Annotated in this window: 22 protein-coding genes; 12 read left to right on the top strand and 10 right to left on the bottom strand. The window is 72.6% G+C overall.

The annotated features are described in order from the left end of the window. The first annotated feature begins 191 nt into the window (after positions 1–191). Entirely contained in the window at positions 192–1,538 is a 1,347-nt protein-coding gene (gene aspS / locus Q9S36_RS29060) for an aspartate--tRNA(Asn) ligase (RefSeq protein ID WP_311288310.1), read from the top strand. Between the two features lie 136 nt (positions 1,539–1,674). On the opposite strand, the gene Q9S36_RS29055 is transcribed toward aspS, so the two are convergent. Genes Q9S36_RS29055 through Q9S36_RS29040 form a run of 4 tightly spaced genes read right to left on the bottom strand, consistent with a single transcriptional unit; the run spans position 1,675 to position 5,011 of the window. Then, positions 1,675–3,426, bottom strand: a complete 1,752-nt coding sequence (locus Q9S36_RS29055) for a VanW family protein (RefSeq protein WP_311288309.1) — start codon at positions 3,424–3,426, stop codon at positions 1,675–1,677. 9 nt (positions 3,427–3,435) lie between these two features. After that, the gene (locus Q9S36_RS29050) at positions 3,436–3,810 is read right to left on the bottom strand and encodes a hypothetical protein (protein WP_311288308.1); all 375 of its coding nucleotides are present in this window, start codon (positions 3,808–3,810) and stop codon (positions 3,436–3,438) included. Then, complete coding sequence (gene mshB, locus Q9S36_RS29045; RefSeq protein WP_311288307.1) at positions 3,807–4,712, bottom strand: N-acetyl-1-D-myo-inositol-2-amino-2-deoxy-alpha-D-glucopyranoside deacetylase; 906 nt, start codon at positions 4,710–4,712, stop codon at positions 3,807–3,809. The genes Q9S36_RS29050 and mshB overlap by 4 nt, the downstream gene beginning before the upstream one ends. Positions 4,713–4,717: 5 nt before the next feature. Further along, entirely contained in the window at positions 4,718–5,011 is a 294-nt protein-coding gene (locus Q9S36_RS29040) for a hypothetical protein (RefSeq protein WP_311288306.1), read from the bottom strand. Positions 5,012–5,053: 42 nt separating this feature from the next. Between Q9S36_RS29040 and Q9S36_RS29035 the strand changes: the two genes are divergently transcribed. Then, the gene (locus tag Q9S36_RS29035) at positions 5,054–6,160 is read left to right on the top strand and encodes a hypothetical protein (RefSeq protein WP_311288305.1); all 1,107 of its coding nucleotides are present in this window, start codon (positions 5,054–5,056) and stop codon (positions 6,158–6,160) included. A 42-nt stretch (positions 6,161–6,202) separates the two neighbouring features. Here Q9S36_RS29035 and Q9S36_RS29030 read toward each other — a convergent pair whose 3' ends face one another. Together Q9S36_RS29030 and Q9S36_RS29025 are read right to left on the bottom strand one after the other, a co-directional pair. Beyond that, entirely contained in the window at positions 6,203–7,246 is a 1,044-nt protein-coding gene (locus Q9S36_RS29030; RefSeq protein ID WP_311288304.1) for a glycoside hydrolase family 43 protein, read from the bottom strand. A 27-nt stretch (positions 7,247–7,273) separates the two neighbouring features. Next, positions 7,274–8,596 (bottom strand): cytochrome P450, encoded by a 1,323-nt coding sequence (locus tag Q9S36_RS29025; protein ID WP_311288303.1) that lies wholly within the window; start codon positions 8,594–8,596, stop codon positions 7,274–7,276. 33 nt (positions 8,597–8,629) lie between these two features. Between Q9S36_RS29025 and Q9S36_RS29020 the strand changes: the two genes are divergently transcribed. The 8 genes from Q9S36_RS29020 to Q9S36_RS28985 all read left to right on the top strand — a co-directional run bounded on the left by Q9S36_RS29020 (position 8,630) and on the right by Q9S36_RS28985 (position 15,106). Continuing rightward, positions 8,630–8,965, top strand: a complete 336-nt coding sequence (locus Q9S36_RS29020; protein ID WP_311288302.1) for a DUF3054 domain-containing protein — start codon at positions 8,630–8,632, stop codon at positions 8,963–8,965. Next, positions 8,949–10,157 carry an MFS transporter gene (locus tag Q9S36_RS29015; RefSeq protein ID WP_311288301.1) on the top strand — a complete coding sequence of 403 codons (1,209 nt, stop codon included), beginning with the start codon at positions 8,949–8,951 and terminating at the stop codon, positions 10,155–10,157. The genes Q9S36_RS29020 and Q9S36_RS29015 overlap by 17 nt, the downstream gene beginning before the upstream one ends. A gap of 20 nt (positions 10,158–10,177) precedes the next feature. Continuing rightward, complete coding sequence (locus tag Q9S36_RS29010; protein ID WP_311288300.1) at positions 10,178–11,068, top strand: carbohydrate kinase family protein; 891 nt, start codon at positions 10,178–10,180, stop codon at positions 11,066–11,068. Continuing rightward, positions 11,068–11,970: a pseudouridine-5'-phosphate glycosidase gene (locus tag Q9S36_RS29005; RefSeq protein WP_311288299.1), complete on the top strand. Its 903-nt coding sequence runs from the start codon at positions 11,068–11,070 to the stop codon at positions 11,968–11,970. The genes Q9S36_RS29010 and Q9S36_RS29005 overlap by 1 nt, the downstream gene beginning before the upstream one ends. A 37-nt stretch (positions 11,971–12,007) precedes the next feature. After that, positions 12,008–12,370, top strand: a complete 363-nt coding sequence (locus Q9S36_RS29000) for an HNH endonuclease signature motif containing protein (protein ID WP_311288298.1) — start codon at positions 12,008–12,010, stop codon at positions 12,368–12,370. A gap of 57 nt (positions 12,371–12,427) precedes the next feature. Next, positions 12,428–13,399, top strand: coding sequence for a GNAT family N-acetyltransferase (locus tag Q9S36_RS28995; protein WP_311288297.1), 972 nt, complete (start codon positions 12,428–12,430; stop codon positions 13,397–13,399). A gap of 218 nt (positions 13,400–13,617) precedes the next feature. Continuing rightward, positions 13,618–14,460 (top strand): alpha/beta hydrolase, encoded by an 843-nt coding sequence (locus Q9S36_RS28990; RefSeq protein WP_311288296.1) that lies wholly within the window; start codon positions 13,618–13,620, stop codon positions 14,458–14,460. A 73-nt stretch (positions 14,461–14,533) separates the two neighbouring features. Then, positions 14,534–15,106: a TetR/AcrR family transcriptional regulator gene (locus Q9S36_RS28985; RefSeq protein WP_311288295.1), complete on the top strand. Its 573-nt coding sequence runs from the start codon at positions 14,534–14,536 to the stop codon at positions 15,104–15,106. Between the two features lie 14 nt (positions 15,107–15,120). Here the strand turns inward: Q9S36_RS28985 and Q9S36_RS28980 are convergent, their stop codons facing one another. From Q9S36_RS28980 to Q9S36_RS28970, 3 genes are all read right to left on the bottom strand, one after another. Further along, positions 15,121–15,600, bottom strand: coding sequence for a hypothetical protein (locus Q9S36_RS28980; protein ID WP_311288294.1), 480 nt, complete (start codon positions 15,598–15,600; stop codon positions 15,121–15,123). A gap of 114 nt (positions 15,601–15,714) precedes the next feature. Then, a complete protein-coding gene (ychF, locus tag Q9S36_RS28975; RefSeq protein WP_311288293.1) occupies positions 15,715–16,791 on the bottom strand; it encodes a redox-regulated ATPase YchF in 1,077 nt (358 codons plus the stop codon). A gap of 98 nt (positions 16,792–16,889) precedes the next feature. Next, positions 16,890–17,708, bottom strand: a complete 819-nt coding sequence (locus Q9S36_RS28970) for a M57 family metalloprotease (RefSeq protein ID WP_311288292.1) — start codon at positions 17,706–17,708, stop codon at positions 16,890–16,892. Positions 17,709–17,911: 203 nt separating this feature from the next. Here Q9S36_RS28970 and Q9S36_RS28965 point away from each other — a divergent pair, with 203 nt between their 5' ends. Together Q9S36_RS28965 and Q9S36_RS28960 are read left to right on the top strand one after the other, a co-directional pair. Beyond that, the gene (locus tag Q9S36_RS28965) at positions 17,912–18,415 is read left to right on the top strand and encodes a PH domain-containing protein (RefSeq protein WP_311288291.1); all 504 of its coding nucleotides are present in this window, start codon (positions 17,912–17,914) and stop codon (positions 18,413–18,415) included. Next, a complete protein-coding gene (locus tag Q9S36_RS28960) occupies positions 18,412–19,932 on the top strand; it encodes a PH domain-containing protein (RefSeq protein ID WP_311288290.1) in 1,521 nt (506 codons plus the stop codon). The genes Q9S36_RS28965 and Q9S36_RS28960 overlap by 4 nt, the downstream gene beginning before the upstream one ends. On the opposite strand, the gene Q9S36_RS28955 is transcribed toward Q9S36_RS28960, so the two are convergent. Continuing rightward, entirely contained in the window at positions 19,929–21,740 is a 1,812-nt protein-coding gene (locus Q9S36_RS28955; protein ID WP_311288289.1) for an acyl-CoA dehydrogenase, read from the bottom strand. The two genes, Q9S36_RS28960 and Q9S36_RS28955, sit on opposite strands and share 4 nt — an antisense overlap. Between the last annotated feature and the right edge of the window lie 6 nt (positions 21,741–21,746).

Raw genomic sequence — 21,746 nt, 5'->3', positions numbered from 1 at the left:
TCGCACCATTCCCCCGACGACCGCGGGGCCTGACACACCCCCTGCACACCGGCAGAGCAGCGGCGACCGTGCGTACGACGTCACCGACGAGAGGCCGGGCACCTCGAGCGAGCCAGCCCGGCGAAGGTGTGGTGGCACCGCGACCTAGCCCCCGCCCACACCTCCAGGGCCTCATCCACCTGGAGGACACCATGAGAACGCCACCGACCGCCCGCACGCTCTGCTCGTCCCTGGCCGCCGCCGAGCCCGGCTCGACCGTCACGCTCGAGGGCTGGGTCCACCGGCGCCGGGAGCTCGCGCGCGTCACCTTCCTCGTGCTGCGCGACCGCAGCGGCCTGGCGCAGGTCGTGCTGCCGGCCGGCACCGTCGTGCCTCCCGAGGAGACGGTCGTCCGGGTCACCGGCACCGCGACCGCCAACGCCCAGGCGCCGGGCGGGGTGGAGGTGACCGAGGCGGTCGTCGACCTGCTCACCGAGCCGGCGGCGACGCCGCCCGTCGAGCTGTGGCGCCCGACCTTGGACGCGAGCCTGCCGACGCTGCTCGACCACGCGCCCGTGCTGTGGCGCCACCCGGCCCAGCGGGCGCGGTGGGAGCTGGCGGCCGCGTCGCTGCGGGGCTTCCGGACCACCCTCGACGGCCTCGGCTTCACCGAGGTGACGACCCCCAAGCTGGTGGAGTCGGCGACGGAGTCCGGCGCCAACGTCTTCGCGATCGACTACTTCGGCCGCCCGGCCTACCTCGCGCAGAGCCCCCAGTTCTACAAGCAGCAGCTGGTCGGGGTCTTCGAGCGCGTCTACGAGGTCGGGCCGGTCTTCCGCGCCGAGCCGCACGACACGGTGCGCCACCTCGCGGAGTACCGCTCGCTCGACGTCGAGCTCGGCTTCGTCCGCGACCACCGCGACGTGCTCGCCGTGCTCCGGGAGGTGCTGGCCGGGATGGTGGCGGCGGTGGCGGCGTGCGAGGACGCGGTCGCCCGCACCGGGGCGCGGCTCCCCGTCGTGCCCGAGGAGGTCCCGGTCATCCACTTCGCCGACGCGCTCGCCCTCGTCGGCGCACCGGCCGACGAGCCGGACCTGGCCCCCGAGCACGAGCGCGCGCTCGGCGCGTGGGCGCTCGCCGAGCACGGCAGCGACTTCCTCGCCGTCGAGGGCTACCCGATGGCCAAGCGGCCGTTCTACACGCACCCGTGGACGGGGAGTGGTTTCGAGGCTCGCTCCGCTCGCACCTCAACCACCGGGGGTTCGGCTCGCACCTCAACCACCGAGCACAGCAACTCGTTCGACCTGCTGTTCCGGGGGCTCGAGCTGGTCACCGGCGGGCAGCGCCTGCACACCGCGACGGCGTACGACGAGGCGCTCCGGGCGCGCGGCGAGGAGCCGGCCGACCACGCGGCGTACCTCCAGGCCTTCCGGCACGGGATGCCGCCGCACGGCGGCTTCGCCATCGGGCTCGAGCGCTGGGTGGGCCGCCTCGTCGAGGCGGCGAACGTCCGCGAGGTCACCCTCTTCCCGCGCGACCTCCACCGCCTCTCCCCGTGACCGCTGGTTGAGCAGGGCGCCCCGCGCCCGTGTCGAAACCGAGGTCATGGCCTTGGTTTCGACACGCTCGCTGGGGCTCGCTGCTCAACCGGCGGGGCGAGAGGGCGCTCGCTGCTCGACCTGCGGAGGCGCAAATTCACTCGTCGACGGCGTCGGGGTTGGTGCAGATGACGGTGTCGCTGGGCGTGTACGTCGTGTGGAAGACCTCGTCGTCGCGGGTCTCGGTGTTGCCGTTGACCGGCTCGAAGTAGCGCGTGACGTCGATGTCGAAGCCGCCGAAGCCCTCGTTGGGGTGGCAGGTGAGCGAGTCGATGCGGCGGGTCTTGTGCTTCGTGAAGTTGTAGCGCTCGCTGGTGGTGGTGGTGATGTCCCAGTACTTGGTGGAGTACATCGACGCGGTCACCACGCCCGAGGACGAGGGGGTCGACGGGGTCACGCTGGTCTTGATGAGCACGCCGTAGGGGGTGTCGTTGCGGAAGCGGAGGTCCACCGCACCCCACGCGACGGTCGCCTCCCGGCCGATCGGGTAGCGGTCGATGTAGAACGAGTGCGGCTTGTGCTCGACGTCCTCGAGGCCGGCGAAGAACATCGCGTTGAACAGCGTGGTCGCCATCTGCGAGACGCCGCCGCCGAGGTCCTGGATGAGGATGCCGTCGCTGATGACGTACCCCTTGGTGAAGCCGTTCTCGACCGTGCGCTCCCCCACGGTGTCGTTGAGGGAGAACGTCTCGCCGGGCTTGAGGAGGGTGCCGTCGATGATCTCGGCGGCACGGCCGATGTTGATGTTGCGGTACTCGGCGTAGGGGAAGTACGTCGTGAACGTCGACACCCGCTCGCGGACCTTCAGCGCCCGCGCTTCCTTGGTCGTGAAGTCGGGCTGGGCGACCTTGGACTCGAGGGTGATGGTGCGCTCGCCCTGCGGCTTGGCCACGGTGTCGAGGAAGGCCGCCTCGAGCTGCGCCTCGTCGAAGGTCACCCCGGGCTTGGCCGGGACGACCTGCGGCCTGCCGTCGACGAGGGTGACCGTGGCGTCGACCGGGGCGCCCGTCGTGATCTTGGCGCCGACGACCTCGGTCAGCTTCTCCGGGTCCAGCGTCGGCACCAGCTCGCCGTCGGTCGGGACCAGGCTGAGCGCGGCGGTGTAGTCGGCGGGGAAGACCTTGACCGTCGATCCCTCGAAGCCGAGCGTCACCGGCGCGGCGACGGCTGGCGAGGCGAAGCCGTCGAGCGCCTCCTGGACGTCGGAGGCGTCGATGGCGGGCTGCACGGTCGCCATCTCGAGCGCCACCTCGTCGGGCGTGTCGGCGAGGAACGCCGACTCCAGCGCGGTGAGGGTGTCGGCGGGGTCGAGTGCCGCGCCGGTCTGCGGCTCGGTCTTCTCGATGCGCTCGCCGTCGAAGGCGATCGCGCCGTCGCGCGCGGTCGCGCCGTACTGCTCGTCGAGCCGCGCCAGGTAGGCGTTGTAGGTGGGCTCGTCGACCGTCACCTCGGCCTCGGTGTCGTCGCCGCCGGTGAAGTAGTTCCAGAGCCGGACCGGGTCCCAGCTCTCCTCGCCGCCGGCCTCGGCGACGGAGGCGTCGTAGTCGACGCCCAGCCCGGCCTCGGCCGGGTCGATCGCGACCTGCTGGCCCTCGACGGTGGTCTCGATGTCGCGCGCGACCTTGTCGGCCAGCCCGGCCCGGAGCACCTCGGCCGCCTCGCCCTGCGAGTGCCCGCCGATGCGCACGCCGGAGACCGTCGTACCCCGCGGGACCTTGTCGCCGGCGACGTAGTGGGCCGCGACGTAGAGCCCGCCGAAGACCCCCACGAGGCCGAGCAGCAGCCACGCGACGACCTTGCCGCCCGCCTTCTCGCGAGCCGGCCCGTCACTGCGCTGGTTCTTCGGCACGCGGCGAGTCTAGGAGGACGGACCTCGTTCGCCCGGATCGCCGACGCTCCCCGGGACGGTCCCGCCGCGCCGAGGAGTGCCGGACCGCACGGTCGCGAGGGCGGCCACCAGCAGCACCAGCGACCCCGCCACGAACGACCAGCCCATGGCGTCCGCGCCGACGAGGAAGCCGCCCGCCGGCTTGGCCAGCACGCCCCGCAGCCCCGGCAGGCACCACCCCAGCGCGAAGGCCAGGCGTACGCCGCCCGGCGGCAGGCAGGCCAGCACCACGAGCGCCGTGCCGAGCCCCAGCGCGAGCCCCCACCAGGTCTGGTGGAGCACGGTGCCGGCCGCTCCGGAGAGCACCCCGGCGACCACCGCCGCGAGCGCGGCGAGCGCCCTCACAGACCGGCGAAGAGGTCCGGCTCGAAGCCGTCGGCGTCCTTCGGGCCCTCGGCGCCCTTCACCAGCCGGTAGTACTCGTCCGACCAGAAGGAGTGACCGCTCTCCGCGCCGGAGAAGAAGTGCCCGTCCTGCTCCACCTGGGTCGCGTGCTTGGCGAGGGCCTCCATCTTGCGCTGGACCGTGGCCGTGCCGTCGACGCGGGCGCTGATCAGCTCGTCCGGCGTGACGAACGGCGGCAGCTTGCCGTCGGGCTCCATGCCCTTGAACGTCTCGGTGTCGCCGGACTCGCGCAGCTGGCGCAGGCTCTCGCGCATCCGCGACTCGCTCATCGCGGTCCAGTAGATCTTCGCGACGTCGTGCGGGACGCCGAGCTCGAGCTTGTACGACGGCGCGGCGGCGAGCTGGGCGGCGTACATCGCGACGCGGTGGGCCTGGATGTGGTCGGGGTGGCCGTAGCCCCCGAACTGGTCGTAGGTGACCAGCACCTGCGGGCGGACCTCGCGGATCACCTTCACCAGCTCGTCGGCGGCCTCGTTGAGGTCGGCGTTCCAGAAGGCGTTGTCGGGGATGGTCTCGGCCGGGATGGCGTGGCCCTCCTCGTGCCAGGCCATGCCGGAGTCGTGGAAGCGGCCGAAGCCGCCCAGGAAGCGGTGGTCGCTGACGCCGAGGACCTTCATCGCCTCGACGAGCTCCTCGCGCCGGTGCTCCCCCAGCCCGCCCTCCTCGTCGTAGGCCAGGTGGCCCAGCTCGGGGACGAGCACCTCGCCCATCTCCCCGGCCGTGCAGGTCACGAGCGTGACACCGACCCCTTCGTCGACGTAGCGCGCCATGGTGGCGCCGCTGTTGATGGACTCGTCGTCGGGGTGCGCGTGCACGAGCAGCAGGTGGCGATCGGTGGTCATGAGCCTCAATCTAGGTCGGGGCGCTTGATCCGCTTCGGCGCCGTCGGGAGGTGCAACGGCTCGACGGGGGCGCTCTGTTCCTCGGCCTCGTCGTCCTCGCTGTCGAGCCAGCCGTCGTGGGTGTCCACGAGGACCTCGAGCATGAAGGCGGGGGCGTCGCTCACCACCGCCCACGGGTGGTCCTCGTCGTCGTCCTCACCGGCCAGCCGCTCGCGCTCCGCGCGCGCCTCGAACCCGTCCGCGCGCAACCGGGCGACGACCGCCCGCGCGTCGTCCTCCTCGAAGAAGATCGCCCTCACGGGTGTCCATTCTCCACACCCCTCGGTGGTTAGGGTCGGGGAATGTCGACAGCGTCCGAGTCGCCGTACGTCCAGGGCGTCCACCTGCAGCGCACGGACGAGAACGTGCGGGAGATCGCCGCGTTCGCCGAGGTGCTGGGCGAGCCCACCGGCCTCGACGGCCTGCTCGCGGACCTGAAGTACGACGTGCGTCCGGCGCGGGTCGTGCCGCGCCTCCTCGGCCGGGCGGTGCGCAAGGCCTACCGGTGGGACGCCTACGACGAGCGGGACGAGCTCTGGTACCCGCAGGGCATCTCCACCAGCGCCGACTCCTCCGACACCGAGGACGTCGGGGGCCGCAAGGTGGTGGTGACAACGTGGTACTCGACCGGCAAGGACGGCATCAAGCGCGGCTCCCGGGTCACCTTCGTCGACCTCGACTCGCGGAAGTACCGCCACGTGCTGCTCGTCGTCCCCGTCTTCGACAAGACCGGGCGGCTCACCCTCCGACCGATGAACATCCACGCCGGCGGCATCGTCTGGGCCGGCTCGTACCTCCACGTCGCGGCCACCAGCCGCGGGTTCGTGACCGCCCGGGTGGACGACATCATGCGGGTCGCCGGCGACGACGACCACCCGGAGAAGTTCGGCCTCGAGGGCAACCGGTTCCACTCCTTCGGCCACCGCTACGTCCTGCCGGTCCGCTTCACCTACCAGGCCTTCACCGACGAGGGCCACGACAAGCTGCGCTACTCCTTCCTGTCTCTCGACCGTCGCTCCGAGCCGCCCGCGCTGGTCGCGGGCGAGTACGCCGTCGCGTCCGGGGCGACCACCCGGCTGGCGCGCTACCCCCTCGACCCCGCGACCTGGCAGCTCGCGGTGGGTGACGACGGGTTCTCCCGGCCGCTGGCCCTCGACGACGGCGGCGTGCGCCAGATGCAGGGCGCCGTCATCGCCGGCGGGCGCTACCACGTGACGGTCTCGCACGGCCCGTGGATGCCGGGCACGGTCTGCGCCGGCCAGCCGGGGTCGATGCGCGTACGCCGCTGGGCACTGCCGATGGGTCCGGAGGACCTCAGCTACTGGCCCTCGACCGACCGGATCTGGTCGCTCACCGAGCACCCCCGCCGCCGCTGGATCGTCGCGATGGACCGGACGTGGTTCGACTGACCGTCCTCCCGGACCGCCGGCGACGTTGCGGATGCGGTGGGCTCAGCGCGGCCCGAGCCAGCCGGTGACCTCGGGCACACCACCGGGCCAGTGCAGCGTGGCGGCGTACATCGACCGGATGCCCCGCTGCCGTGGCTTGTGGTCCCACTTGCCGCGACCCTCGCAGGGTTGCCGCGTGCCCCGGCAGGTCCAGCCGTGGAGGAACAGCCGGGTCGCGCCGCCGTCCACGAGGTCGGCACCACCCGGTCCGCACAGCCCGGTCAGGGCGGTGTCGAGCAGCATGCCCGTCGACGCGGCGGTCCAGTCGAGGAGGGAGGCCGAGCGCAGCCAGCGGGTGCGGTAGCCGCAGCGCGTCCAGTCGCCCTCCGACAGCAGCAGGACGTAGCCGCCGGCCCGCCACACCATCGACGGGTTCTCGATCACCCCCGGCGAGCGGACCAGCTCCGCGCTGACCGCTCCGGGCGCCACGGCCTGCCCGTCGTCGGTCAGCTGGACCAGCCGGATCGTGGACGGCTTCCGGTCGGTCTTGTAGACGAGGTACGACGCCCCGCCGTGGTCGCGGAAGTAGGACGGGTCGATCACGCCCGCCCGCGGCAGCGTCGGGTCGCGCGGCAGGAGCGGGTCCTGGGCGAGCGGGGTGCCGGCGTAGGAGGGGCACACCAGGGGCCGGCTGCCGACCGGGCGGAACGGGCCGCGCGGCGAGGCGGAGCGCGCCACGCCGATGCAGCGCCCGTGCTCGCCCATCCCCTGCACCGGGGTGGCGTAGTAGAGCAGCCACCGGCCGCCCACACGCACCACGTCGACGGCCCAGATCCCGCCCTCGCGCGACCACGACGGCCGGTGGGTCAGCACGCCGCGGCCGCGCTGCCAGGTGCCGTCGGCACGCCTGGCCCATGCGTGGGGCACGCGGTCCCCGGTGGAGTAGGCGACCAGGCCGCCGGGGGCGGCGACCACGGCCGGGTCGGGGAAGTCGGCGTTGAGCACCGGCTGCGGGACGGCGTCGTCCGCGGCGGCGCGACCACCGAGGGCCAGCAGGACGGTCGTGAGCAGCAGCACGAGCAGGCGCGCTGCTCCCCGGTTCGGCACCGGGGGAACCTACCGCCTCCGGGCCGCTCAGGGGCGGAGGACGGCGGGGAGCGTCTCGAAACCGCGCAGGATGCGGGTCTCCCGCCGGCGGGCCCCCGGCTCCAGCCGCAGCCCGGGGAACCGCTCCCAGACGGCCCGCAGGCCGACGTCGCCCTCCATCCGGGCCAGCTGGGCGCCGAGGCAGTGGTGGCGTCCGGCCGAGAACGCGATGTGGTCGCGGGCGTTGGCGCGGGCGACGTCGAAGCGCAACGGGTCCGCGAAGACGTCGGGATCGCGGTTGGCGCCACCGAGGATCGCGGTGACCATCGACCCACCCCGGATCGACTCACCGGCCAGCTCGGTGTCGCGGACCGCCATCCGCCCGGTCAGGAGCACGGGCGGGTCGAGGCGCAGGACTTCCTCGACCACGTTGGGCCACAGCGACGGGTCGGCCTCGACGCGGGCCCGCTCGTCGGGGTGGTCGTGGAGCAGCGCGATGCCGTTGCCGAGCAGGTTGACCGTGGTCTCGAACCCGGCCGCGAGCACCAGTCCCGCCGTCGCCTTGAGCTCCGACTCGTCGAGCCCCTCCCCCTCGTCGCGCACGGCGACGAGCTCGCTGAGCAGGTTGTCGCCGGGCTCGCGGCGAAGGGCGTCGAGGTGGCGGCTCAGCCAGGCGTCGAACTGCGTCAGCGCCCGCGACACCGCGAGGTAGCGGCGGTAGCCGAGCCCCAGGTCGAGGCTGGGCGCGGCAGCGGAGCCGAAGTCCAGGACCCGTGCCCGCTCCTCCTCCGGCACGCCCAGGATCTCGGCGATCACGGTCACCGGGAGCAGCGCGCAGTAGGACTCCACCAGGTCGACCGGCCCGGCTGCGCGTGGCTCGAGCGCGTCGAGCAGGTCCGCGGCGATCTCCTCGGTGCGATGGCGCAGCCGCTCCACGGCGCGCATCGTGAACACGCGGGTGACGAGCCGGCGGTAGCGGGTGTGGTCGGGCGGCTCCGTGACCAGCAGCGACGGCGGCTCGACCGGGTGCAGGGTCCGGGGCGCCGCCCACCGCGCCACCTTCCCGAGCGGGCCCTCGTTGGTCGGGAAGCCGGAGCGGAAGTCGTCGCTGGTGAGCAGCTGTCGTACGGCGGCGTGGCTGGTGGCGACGTACCCGATGCGGGAGCGGTAGAGCGGGCCGCGCGACCGGATCTCCTCGACGAGGTCGAAGACGTCGTCGGTGCCGCGCGCCCCGACCTGGATCAGCCGCGCCTGCAGGTCCCCGCGCTCGGCGGCGCGCCGGAGGACCAGCGTGGGCAGGCCGTGGGCCACTCCCCAGTGCACGCTCGACCGGACGGCCGGTGGCACGGACCGTACGACGACGGAGGTCATGGTGCCGAGGGTAGTCCGCCTAGGCTCGGGGCCATGTGGCTCGCCGTCGACCTCCTGCTCGTCGGCGCCTTCGCCGTGGTGGGCCGGCTCTCCCACTACGACACGCTCACGGTCGGCGGCTGGTGGAGCACGGCGTGGCCGTTCCTCGCCGGCACCCTGCTCGCCTGGGCGGCGCTCGCAGCGACGCGCCGCCCGCCCGCGGCCGTCGGCTCGGGGGTCGTGGTGTGGCTCGGTGCGCTCGTCGGCGGCATGGTGCTGCGGCAGGCCAGCGGCCAGGGCACCGCCACCGCGTTCGTCGTGGTCGCGACCCTCGTGCTCGGGTTGCTGCTCCTGCTGCCTAGAGTCGTTGCACGTGCCCGACGCCGATGACGCCCGCCCCCGCTCCACCGCGCTCCCTTTCGGCGTCCTGCTCGCCGCCGTCGTCCTCGTCTCGGTCAACCTCCGCCCCGGCGCCTCCTCCCCCGGGCCGGTCCTCGAGGAGGTACGCCGCGGCCTCGACATGAGTGCCGGCATCGCCGGCGCGATGACCGGCCTGCCCGGCCTCTGCTTCGGGCTCGTCGGCGCCCTGGCCGTGGGCTTCGCCCGGCGGGTGGGCATGACGACGGGCATCGCGCTCGGCCTGCTGGCCGCCGCGGCCGGGCTGCTGCTGCGGGTGACCACCGACAGCGTCCCCCTCTTCCTGCTCCTCTCCGTCCTTGCGCTGGCCGGCATGGCGGTCGGCAACGTGCTCGTGCCTGCCTGGGTCAAGGCCCACGGCCACGCGGTCGTGCTGATGACGGTCTACGGCACCGGCCTGGTGGTCGGCGGCACCATCGGCGCGCTCGCGACCGCGCCGGTGACCGAGTCCACCGGCTCGTGGCGCACCGGGCTGGGCATGTGGGGGGCGCTGCTCCTCCTCGCCCTCCCGCTCTGGGCGTGGCTCGCGCTGCACGAGCGGCGCTCGCCGGCCGAGCACAGCGTGAGCGGCGACGCCCCGCCCAGCGGACGGATGGCGCACTCGCCGACCGCTGTCGCGCTCACCGTGCTCTTCGGCATCCAGTCGATGCACGCCTACGTCCAGTTCGGGTGGGTGCCGCAGATCTACCGCGACGCCGGCCTGTCCGCCTCGACCGCCGGCGCCCTCCAGGCGCTGCTCTCCGGCGTCGGGATACTCGGCGCGCTGGCCATGCCCACCGTCATCGCCCGGAGCCAGGGCCTGCACGCGTGGATGGTGACCTTCGGCGTCTCCCTCGCGCTGGGCTACCTCGGCCTGCTGGTCGCGCCCGCCACCGTGCCCTGGCTGTGGGCGCTGCTCCTCGGCCTGTCCGGCCTCGCCTTCCCGACCGCGATCGCCCTCATCACGGCCCGCACCCGGCACCCGTCGGTGACCGCGCAGCTGTCCGGCTTCGTGCAGCCCATCGGCTACGCGCTCGCGGCCGTCGGACCCTTCGTCGTCGGACTCGTCCACGACGCGACCGACGGCTGGTCGCTGGTCATCGTGCTGCTCGCCCTCACGTCGGTGCCGCTGACCCTCGCGGGGCTGCGGGTGGCGCGACCGTCGTACGTCGACGACGAGATCTGATCGTCTGTCAGGATCTGCGCGTGAACCAATGGGTGGTGGTCGTCGGCGGGACGAACATGGACGTCGTCGCACGCACGTCCGCGCCGCTGGTGCCCGCGACCAGCAACCCCGGCCACACCCGCATCTCCCCCGGCGGGGTCGGTCGCAACATCGCGGCCTCCCTCGGCCTGCTCGGCGCGCCCGTCCGGCTCGTCTCGGCGGTGGGTGAGGACGCCTTCGGCGACGAGGTGCTGCGGGTGACCGCCGGTTGCGGCGCCGACGTCTCTTCCGTACGACGCGTGCCCGGCGCGACCGGCACCTACACCGCCGTCCTCGACGACCGCGGCGAGCTGGTGGCCGCGGTCTCCGACATGGCCACCGTCGACGCGCTCGAGCTGGAGACCCTCCACCTCGCCGACGCGGCGCTGGTGGTGGTCGACGGCAACCTCGCCGCCGCCCAGGTCGCGCGCGCCTTCGCGGCCGCGGCCACGGCGGGCGTGCCGGTCGCCTTCGAACCGGTCTCGGTCGCCAAGGCAGCGCGCTCGGCCGAGCTGGTGCACGACCTCCTCCTCGTCACTCCCAACACCGACGAGCTCGCCGCGCTCACCGGACGGCCCGCCGACGAGTGGCGAGACTCCGTGGCCGACCTCCACGCCCGCGGCGTCGAGCACGTCTGGCTGCGCTGCGGCGCCGACGGGTCCTGGGTCTGCTCCCGCGGCCAGGACCCGGTGCACCTGCCGGCCGTCCCCGCAACCGTCGTCGACGTCACCGGGGCCGGCGACGCGATGCTGGCCGCCTGGGTCGCCGCGTGGCTGCGCGGGGCCGACCCCGTCGAGGCCGCCCGCGAGGGCCACCGTGCCGCAGCCGCCACCATCGAGAGCGGCCACACCGTCCGGCCCGATCTCGCCGACGTCCTGAGGGAGGACACCTGATGCTGACCATCACCGACGAGGTGCGCGACGCGCTCGCGTCCGGGCAGCCCGTCGTGGCGCTCGAGAGCACGATCATCAGCCACGGCATGCCCTACCCGCAGAACGTCGAGATGGCACGCACCGTCGAGGGCATCGTCCGCGAGGGCGGCGCCGTGCCCGCCACCATCGCCGTGCTGCACGGGAAGCCCACCATCGGTCTCTCCGCCGACGACCTCGAGCTGCTCGCCTCCGACGAGTCGGTCGTCAAGGTCTCCATCCGCGACCTCCCGTACGTCGTCTCCCGCGGGCTGCACGGCGCGACGACCGTCGCCTCGACGATGCGGCTGGCCGCCCTCGCCGGGATCCGCGTGTTCGTCACCGGCGGACTCGGCGGCGTGCACCGCGGCGCGGAGACGTCGTACGACGTCTCGGCGGACCTCACCGAGCTGTCGACCACGTCGGTGGCCGTGGTCTGCGCCGGCGTGAAGAGCATCCTCGACATCGGCCTGACCCTGGAGAAGCTGGAGACGCTGGGCGTGCCCGTGCTGGGCTACGGCACCGACGAGTTCCCGTCGTTCTTCTCGCGCTCGTCGGGCTTTCCCGCGCCGATGCGCGTCGACACGCCCGCCGAGGTCGCGTCGCTGATGCGGGCCAAGTGGGACCTCGGGCTCGAGGGAGGCGTCGTCGTCGCCAACCCGATCCCGGAGTCCGCGGAGATCCCGGCCGACGAGATCGGCGCGATCATCGAGCAGGCCCTGGCCGACATGGACCGGCTCGGCATCAGCGGCAAGGACGCGACGCCGTACCTCCTGGGGCGCATCGTCGAGATCACCGACGGGGAGTCGTTGAAGGCCAACATCGCCCTTGTCGAGCACAACGCCCGGCTCGGCGCGGCGATCGCCCGGGAGCACGCCGCGCGGTAGCGACCCGCGGACCGCAGCCCCGGTCTACGCTCCGTCCATGGCAGCACGCACCCGCGCCGCGACGTACGCACGTCGTCGGCGGCGACGGATGGCCGCGGTCGAGCACGACCTCACCCCCGCCCAGTGGACCGCCCTCCAGGAGGCCTGGGGCGGCTGCGCCTACTGCGGCTCTGCGATCGGGCCGTGGGAGAAGGACTGCCTGCTGCCCATCTCGCGGGGCGGTCGCTACACGCTGGACAACGTCGTCCCCGCCTGTCGGTCGTGCAACGCCAGCAAGTGCAACACCGAGGTGACGACGTGGATGCGCCGCAAGAGGCTCGACGAGCGCGCCTTCCTCGTCCGCCACGGTGCCATCGGCAGGGCGGTCGCCGACACGACGAGGGCCACCGGCACGTCGTAGCGCGGCGTCGACCGCGACGGGCCGCGTCCAGTGGACCGACGTGCTTGGATCGCTCGCATGGCCTCCCAGATGACCGAGATCTCCGTCGACTGCCACGACCCCGAGCGCCTGTCCTCCTTCTGGTGCGCCGTCCTGGGCTGGGTCGTCGTCCACCAGGAATCGGGACTGGTCGAGATCGCCGAGTCGCCGCCGGACGACGCGGCGCTGCTGGAGGCGGTCCGCTCGGGACCGGTCGTGCCGACGATGTTCTTCGCGCAGGTCCCCGAGGACAAGGTCGCCAAGAACAGGGTCCACTTCGACGTCTCCCCCGTCGACGTGTCGCAGCAGGAGGAGGTCGAGCGGATCCTGGCCCTCGGCGCGACCCGCGCCGACGTCGGCCAGACCGGCGGGGAGTCGTGGACCGTGCTCGCCGACCCCCGAGGGCAACGAGTTCTGCGTGCTGCGCAGCCTGGCTCCGGGCCACTTCTCGCTGTGAGCGGGCTGGCGCTCGACCTCCCGATCGAGACCGAGCGGCTCATCCTCCGCCCGCACCGCATGGACGACCTCGACGACCTCGAGCGCTTCCACGGCGACCCCGACGTGGTGCGCTACGTCCCGTGGCCGGTCCGCGACCGCGCGGCCACCGAGGAGACGCTGCGGGTGAAGCTCACCCAGACCGAGCTCGTTGCCCACGGCCAGTGGCTGGTGCTCGCCGTCGAGGTGCGGGCCACCGGCCGCGTCGTCGGGGAGGTGCTGCTGAAGTGGGCGTCCGACCGGCAGGGCGAGGTCGGCTTCGCGTTCGCGCGCGACGCGCAGGGCCAGGGGTACGCCGCCGAGGCGGCCTCCGCGATCCTGCGCCTGGCCTTCGACGACCTCGGCTTCCACCGGGTGACCGCCGTCGTCGTGGAGGGCAACGCCCCCTCGGCCCGCCTCCTGACGCGCCTCGGCTTCCGCCAGGAGGCGCGCTTCGTCGACGGCGTCCATTTCAAGGGCGCGTGGGTCACCCAGCTCGTCTTCGCCCTCCTCGACGAGGAGTGGCGCGTCCGCTGAGGCGCGGTCAGGCTCAGAGACTCCCCGCATTCCGAGCGTGTCGGAGCCATCCGTCATGCAGGTCCGACCGCATGGGTGCGGGTTCGGATGACGGATCCGGCCGCGGCCGGGAGGACGAGCCCGGTGTGGTCCGCGCCACATCGCCCTTGCGCGGAGAACGCCCGTTCTCTACAGTGGCACTGGAGAACGACCGTTCTCCCTGACCGAAAGGCGTCACCATGGCTTCCCTCACCGTCGGCACCGAGAACTCCACCGACATCGAGCTCCACTACGAGGACCACGGCACGGGTCAGCCCGTCGTCCTCATCCACGGCTACCCCCTCGACGGCGACAGCTGGGAGCTGCAGTCGCGCGAGCTGATCAGCGCCGGGTACCGGGTCATCACCTACGACCGCCGCGGCTTCGGCGCCTCCTCGAAGGTCGGCACCGGCTACGACTACGACACGTTCGCCGCCGACCTGAACACGCTGCTCGAGACGCTCGACCTCCGCGACGTGATCCTCGTCGGCTTCTCCATGGGCACGGGCGAGCTCGCGCGCTACACCCGCACCTACGGCACCGAGCGCATCGCCAAGCTGGCGTTCCTCGCCTCTCTCGAGCCCTTCCTCGTGCAGCGCGACGACAACCAGGAGGGCGTGCCGCAGGACGTCTTCGACGGGATCGTCGAGGCCGCCCGGTCGGACCGCTACGCCTGGTTCACCCAGTTCTACAAGGACTTCTACAACCTCGACGAGACGCTCGGCTCGCGCATCAGCGAGGAGGTCGTGCGGGCGAACTGGAGCACGGCCGTCGGCAGCGCGCCCGTCGCGGCGTACGCCGTCGTGCCGGCCTGGATCGAGGACTTCCGGCCGGACGTGGAGGCCGTCCGCGACGCGGCACTGCCCACGCTCATCCTGCACGGCACGGCCGACAACATCCTGCCGATCGACGCCACCGGGCGGCGCTTCCACGCCCTGGTGCCGGACGCCGAGTACGTCGAGGTCGACGGCGCGCCGCACGGCCTGCTGTGGACCCATGCCGACGAGGTCAACGAGGCGCTGCTCCGCTTCGTCCGGGCCTGACGACGAGAGCCGGTCGAGCCACGCCGAGCCCGGTCGGAGAACACGCGTTCTCCGGCCGGGTATCGTGGTCACCATGACAGCCCCGGACGTCCGCGAGCGCATCGTCGGCGCTGCCGACCGCTTGTTCTACGCCCGCGGCATCGGCCAGGTCGGGATGGACGCCGTGCGCGACGAGGCGGGGGTGTCGCTGAAGGCGATCTACCGGGAGTTCCCGTCCAAGGAGGACCTCGTGCTCGGGGTGCTCGAGCACCGGCACGAGATGTGGACGTCGGGGCTCGCGGCCGCCACCGCCGGGGTGCCCGACGCCCGGGACCGGCTGCTGGCCATCTACGACCACCTCGCCGGCTGGTTCGGCGAGTCCGACTTCCGCGGCTGCGGCTTCATCAACGCCTTCGGCGAGCTCGGGGCGGCCAGCCCGCGAGTGGCCGACGCGGTCCGCGAGCACAAGCGGTCCTTCCAGGCCTACGTCGACCGGCTGGTCGTCGAGGCCGGAGCCGACCGAGGCCTCGGCCCGCAGCTGGCGATCCTCGCGGAAGGCGCGCAGACGACCGCAGCCATCTCCGGCGACGCCGGCGCGGCCTCGGCGGCTCGCGCTGCCGCCGAGGTGCTCATCGAGCGCGCGACCCCCTCCGCACCGGTCTCCTAGCCGGCGCCCAACCGTCAGGAGTCGTCGCGCCTGCGCAGACCCTGCCGAGGCGGCACGCCGTCGAGTCGGTCGAGCACGTCGTTCAGGTGCTGGCGCAGGGAGTCCGAGTGGTCCGCCGCCACCTGCTGCAGCCGGGCGACCTCCGCCTCTGCCTCCGTGCGCCGCCTGTCGGAGGCGACCTGCACCTCCTCCGCAGTCGCCCGCGCCTCACCCACGATCCGCTCGGCCTCGCGCCTGGCGGTCTCGACCAGGTCGTGGGCCTCCCGCTGGGCCGAACGCACCAGCGCGTCCGACTCCTCTCGTGCCGCGGCGACGACCTCAGCCGCTTCGGCACGAGCGTCCGTACGCCACTGGTCGGTCTCGCGAGCAGTCATCTCGAGCAGCCGCGCCGCCGAGGGCGAACGCGGCCCCGGCACCGCGACACGGCCCGCAGCGTCGCCCTCGTGGCGCTCGTCCACATCGTTGCCGATGCCTTCGTGGTCCTGGCTCAACACGTCCGTCTCCTCACTTCCGCCGAGGCGGGGTCACCGGCAGCGTACGAGATCACGACCTGCGCCCTGCATTCACGCCGCCCGTCCACACCGGGTGGCAGGACGCTGGACGGTCGGTCACACGTTGAAGCGGAACTCCACCACGTCGCCGTCGGCCATGACGTAGTCCTTGCCCTCCATGCGGACCTTGCCGAGCTCGCGGGCCTTGAGGAGCGAGCCGGCGGCGATGAGGTCGTCGAAGGAGACGATCTCGGCCTTGATGAAGCCCTTCTGGAAGTCGGTGTGGATGACACCGGCGGCCTCGGGGGCGGTGGCGCCCTTGCGGATCGTCCAGGCCCGCGTCTCCTTGGGGCCGGCGGTCAGGTAGGTCTGCAGGCCGAGGGTGTCGAAGCCGACGCGGGCGAGCTGGTCGAGGCCGGACTCGGTGATGCCCATCTCGGCGAGCATCTCGTGGGCCATGTCGTCGTCGTCCATCTCGGCCAGCTCGGCCTCGAACTTGGCGTCGAGGAAGATCGCCTCGGCAGGCGCGACGATCTCGCGCATGCGGTCCTTCAGGGAGTCGTCCGCGAGCTCGTCGGCGTCGCAGTTGAAGACGAAGATGAAGGGCTTGGCGGTCAGCAGCGACAGCTCGCGCAGCAGGTCCACGTCGACCTTGGAGTCGATCACGCGGGTGCCGGACTCGAGGACCGACAGGGCCTCCTTGGCGGCGTCGACGGTGGCGGCGAGCGACTTGTTGCCGCGCGCCTCCTTCTCAAGCCGCGGGATCGCCTTCTCGACCGTCTGGATGTCGGCGAGGATCAGCTCGGTCGAGATCGTGGAGATGTCGGAGGCCGGGTCGACCTTGCCGTCGACGTGGGTGACGTCCTCGTCGCGGAAGACGCGGGTCACCTGGCAGATCGCGGCGGACTCACGGATGTGGGAGAGGAACTTGTTGCCCAGGCCCTCACCCTGCGACGCGCCGGCGACGATGCCCGCGATGTCGACGAACTCGACGGTGGCGGGCAGCACCTTGGCCGAGCCGAAGAGCTCGGCGAGCTGCGGGAGCCGCTCGTCCGGCACGCCCACCACGCCCACGTTGGGCTCGATCGTCGCGAACGGGTAGTTCGCCGCGAGCACGTCGTTCTTGGTCAGTGCGTTGAAGAGCGTCGACTTGCCCGCGTTGGGGAGTCCGACGATGCCGATGGTGAGAGCCACGGGCGGGGAGTCTACGGCGGGCGCCGACCGCCGGACGAAACGAGACAGGGCCCGGCCCGTGACGGGCCGGGCCCTCCCCCCGATGGGTGACGGCTCGGTCAGGAGCCGTAGACGGAGGCCACGCCCTGGCGGTCGGTGTCGGTCATCGACAGGTCGGACGACGAGCCGTTGCACTGCGGGTAGTGCATGATCGACGCCGAGTCGTACGGCGTCAGCGGGCGCCAGTTGCTGTCCTCGAAGCAGGTGCCGGCCTCGGGCCGCGTGTGCTCGTGGCGGAAGCCGAGGACATGGCCCAGCTCGTGGGCGATGATGTTGGACGGCGTCCAGGAGCCCGAGGTCCAGATCGAGTCGTCCACCAGGACGTTCTGCTGGGAGGACGGGCTGCTCGGGAAGAACGCACGCGCGATGTACTGCGAGGTCTCGATCGGCTCGACCGAGAACAGCACGGCGCTGTTGGAGACGGTGCAGTTCGCGTCCGCGGACGGCACGTAGGTGAAGGTCACCCCGCTCGAGGCGGCCTCCCACTGACCGGCACCGGACTGCATCGCCGACACCATGGCCGACTTGTCGGCCCCGAAGTCGTCGCTCACGCAGTAGGTGAGGTTCTGTGCCTGGCTGGCGGACCACACGTCGTCGGCACCGCCGACCGTGTTGACCACGAGGGACTGTGAGTCGGTGTCGCGGGAGTTCACCATCTGCTCGTAGTAGGCGCGCAGCTCGTTGGTGGTGGCGATGGTCTCGTCGCCGTTCACGACGTACTGACCCCCGACGTCCTGGAACGTCGCCGCCTTGAACTCCTGGAAGGTCGGCACGTCCTCCTGCGCACGGGCGGCGTTGGCGCCCGGCGCCACCGAGAACGCCAGGGCGGTGGCCCCGAGCGTGGCGGTCGCGATCCGACTGAACGAACTCTTCAGCATTGCTTCACTTCTTCCGGTTGGATTCGGTTGGCCCCTCCAACAAACCCGGTCTAGACCATGAGCGGAAGGCGACCGATCGGTCAGGAAGATGCATTGCACGAAGTTGCAGAAAGCCCCGGACCCGCCGACGCCGCACGCGAACTGCACATTTCTGCCTCGGGCGCGACACCGGCAGCAGTTCCCCCACCTGCAAGACTCGTCCCATGAGTGACAGCGGGGGTACGCCGGTCCTGCGCGCGCCGAGCCACCAGGTCTCGCCGCGGGCGATCCCGTACTGGACGGTCTCGGCCCTCGTCGGTGACGCGGTGCTGGTGATCGGCGCCGCGGTCGCCTACGTCCTCGTCCCGGGCGTGCCCGGCTGGGTCGGGCTCGTGGTCCTGCTGCTCGCGCTCCTCGCGGCCGTCCACGTGCTGGTGATGCCCCGCATCCGGTTCCGGGTGCACCGCTGGGAGGTCTCCGACACCGCGGTGCACACGCGCGAGGGCTGGATCGGCCGCCAGAGCCGGATCGCACCGATCAGCCGCGTGCAGACCGTCGACTCGCGCCAGGGCGCCGTGATGCGGATGTTCGGGCTGGCCTCGATCACCGTGACGACCGCCTCGGCCGCGGGACCGATCACCATCGACTGCCTCGACGACGCCGTGGCCCGCGAGGTCGTCGCCCGCCTCACCGCGATCACTGCCGCCACGGAGGGCGACGCCACGTGATCCCCTCCCCCGGTGACGGCTGGGTCCGGCTCAGCCCCCGCAAGCTGCTGCTCGACCCGGTCAAGGCCGTCGGCCAGGCCGTGGTGCCGGTCGTGGTCGCGCTGGTCGGGGTGAGCCAGAGCGACATGCGTTGGTGGCCGTTCTTCCTGCCTCTGGCGATCCTGGCGCCGCTGGCGTTCGGCGCGATCCCGTGGCTCACCACCCACTACCGCCTGACCGAGGCGCAGATCCAGGTCCGCAGCGGGCTGCTCAACAAGACCACCTCCACCGCGCCGCTCGAGCGGGTGCGCAGCGTCGACCTCGAGGCGTCCTTGCTCCACCGCATCCTGGGCCTGCAGAAGGTGCAGGTCGGCACGGGCGTCGACGACGACCGGATCACGCTGGACGCCCTCGCGGCCGCCGACGCCCAGGCGCTGCGTACGACGCTGCTGCGCCGGCGCGAGGCGCCACCCGTCGGTGACCCGGCCGAGGCGGGCGCCCCGGCGGATGCGGCACCCGACCTGCCCCCGGTCCCCCCACCGGCGCCCGCCCTCCTCGCCCGGATCGACTGGTCGTGGCTGCGCTTCGCCCCGTTCAGCCTGAGCCGGCTGGTGATCGTCGCGGGCGCGCTCGGTGTCTTCTCGCAGTTCGCCGACGAGCTGCCCATCTGGAACGAGGAGACCGCGACCTCCGTGTGGAGCTGGATCACCCAGTTCGCCGTCGTCGCCGTCGTCCTCGTGCTGCTCCTCGGTGGCCTGGCCGGGTGGGTCGTCGTCGCGGTCGGCGGCTACGTCGTGCAGTGGTGGGGCTTCCTGCTCGTCCGCGAGCACGGGTCGCTCCACCTGACCCACGGGTTGTTCACCACCCGGTCGATCACGGTCGAGGAGGCCAAGGTCCGCGGGGTGGAGCTGACCGAGCCGGCGTTGCTGCGCATCGTCGGCGGGGCCGAGCTGGCGACGCTGGCGACCGGTGTCGAGGACGGCGTCACCCAGGTGCTCCCGCCGTGCCCGCGCGACGTCGCCGTCGGCGTCGGCGGCGCCGTGCTGGAGAGCGCCGGAGGTCTGACCGTGCCGCTCGTCGCGCACGGCCCGACGGCCCGCCGCCGGGCGTGGTTCCGGCAGCTGCGCGCCGCCCTCGTGGTGGTCGTCGTCGCGGCGGTCGCGGCCTGGTGGTTCGACGTCTCGGGGGCGTGGGTCGCCGCGCTGGCCGTGGTGCTGCTCGTCGCGGCAGCGCTCGTGGGCGAGGCGTCGTACCGCCACCTCGGGCACACCCTCACCGACCGTCACCTGGTCGCCGGCAGCGGCGACCTCGCACGCGTCCGAACCGTCCTGGAGACCGAGGGCATCATCGGCTGGGTCCTGGAGCAGTCGTGGTGGCAGCGGCGCATCGGCCTGGCCGACCTGACCGCGACGACGGCGGCCGGCCACGAGCGGGTGCTGGTCAAGGACGTCGGCCTCGACGTCGCGGTGGCGCTGGCCGACCGGGCCACGCCGGGGCTGCTGACGCCCTTCGTGCAGGGGACCGTGCAGCCCGTCTAGAACCAGTCCGCGCGCATCTCCAGCGTCGTGGTGTCGCCGGAGGAGAGCAGGTCGAGCATCGGGCCCACCTTCGGCAGCTCCCAGCGGAAGAAGAAGCGCGCCGCGGCTCGCTTGCCGTCGTAGAAGTCGCCGCTGCGCTCGCCGACGGCGACGAGCTGCTCGAGCCACATCCAGGCGACGACGACGTGGCCGGCCGCCTCGAGGTAGACCGTCGCGTTGGCCATCGTCCGCTCCGGGTCGCCGAGCCCGGCCAGCGCCATGGTGACCTCGCCCAGCCGGTCGACCGTCGCCTTCAGCGCGGCACCGTGATCGGCAGCCTCCCCACCGAGGTCGGTCGCCCTCACCACGGTCCGCTCGATGCGAGCGGCGAGCGCGAGCAGCGATGCGCCGCCGCTGCCGAGGACCTTGCGGCCGAGCAGGTCGAGCGCCTGGATGCCGTGGGTGCCCTCGTGGATCGGGTTGAGCCGCTGGTCGCGCCAGTGCGCCTCGACGTCGAAGTCGCGGGTGTAGCCGGACCCGCCCAGCACCTGGATCGCCAGGCTGTTGCTCTCCTGCCCCCACTGGGACGGCCAGGACTTGGCGATCGGGGTGAGCAGGTCGAGGAGCCGGCCGGTCTCGGTGCGCTCGTCGTCGTCGTGGGCGGTGGCCTGGAGGTCGAGCAGGCGCGAGCAGTAGAGGTTCAGCGCCAGCGCGCCCTCGACGTAGGACTTCTGCGCCAGCAGCATCCGCCGCACGTCGGCGTGCTCGATGATCGGCACCTGCGGCGCCGTCGGGTCGGCCGCGCCCAGCCGGCGGCCCTGGGGTCGGGAGCGGGCGTACGCCAGGGACTTGAGGTAGGCGGTGTAGGCGGTCGTGGTGGCGGACATGCCGACCCCGAGCCGCGCGGCGTTCATCATGTGGAACATGTAGGACAGGCCGCGGTGCGGCTCCCCCACGAGGTAGCCCACGGCGCCCGGCGTGCCGCCCGGCGTGAACGCGCCGCCGCCGAAGACCGGGGCCGTGTTGACCGTGCCACGGCTGCCCAGCTTGTGGTTGATGCCGGCCAGCGCGACGTCGTTGCGCTCGCCGATCGAGCCGTCCTCGGCCACGAGGTGCTTGGGCACGACGAACAGCGAGATGCCGCGGGTGCCGTCGGGGGCGTCGGGCAGCTTGGCCAGCACCAGGTGGACGATGTTGTCGCCCATCTCGTGGTCGCCGCCGGAGATCCACATCTTCGAGCCGAAGATGCGGTAGGTGCCGTCGTCGGCGGGCACCGCGCGGGTCGCGACGTCGCCCAGGCTGGAGCCGGCGTGCGGCTCGGAGAGCGTCATCGTGCCGAAGAAGCGGCCCTCCAGCATCGGCTTGGCGTAGCGCTCGACCTGCTCGGGCGTGCCGTGCTCGAGCAGCAGCGCCGCGTTGGCCATGGTGAGGAAGGAGTACGCCGCCGTGCCGATGTTGGCGGCCGTGAACCACGCCATGCAGGCCGCGGCGACGACGTGCGGGACCTGGTGGCCGCCCAGCTCCTCGTCGAGGGTCAGGGTCAGGAGGTCGGCGCGGGCGAACGCCTCGAGCGCCTCGGCGATCTCCGGGATGAGGTGCACCCGCTCCCCGTCGAAGGACGGCTCCTCGGTGTCGCTGCGGCGGTAGTGGGGCGCGAACCGCTCGGTGGCCAACTCCTCGCAGAGCGCCAGGAGCGCCGCGTAGGAGTCGCGGTCGTGCTCGGCGAACCGGGGCCGCTCGCTGAGCCGCTCGACGTCCAGCCACTCGAAGAGCATGAACTCCAGGTCGCGCGCGGAGAGGACGGTGGAGGACTGGGCGGGCGTGGGCACGGGCAG

The organism is Microbacterium sp. ARD31 (assembly GCF_031844425.1).
This window is presented reverse-complemented; position numbering and strand designations above follow the sequence as displayed.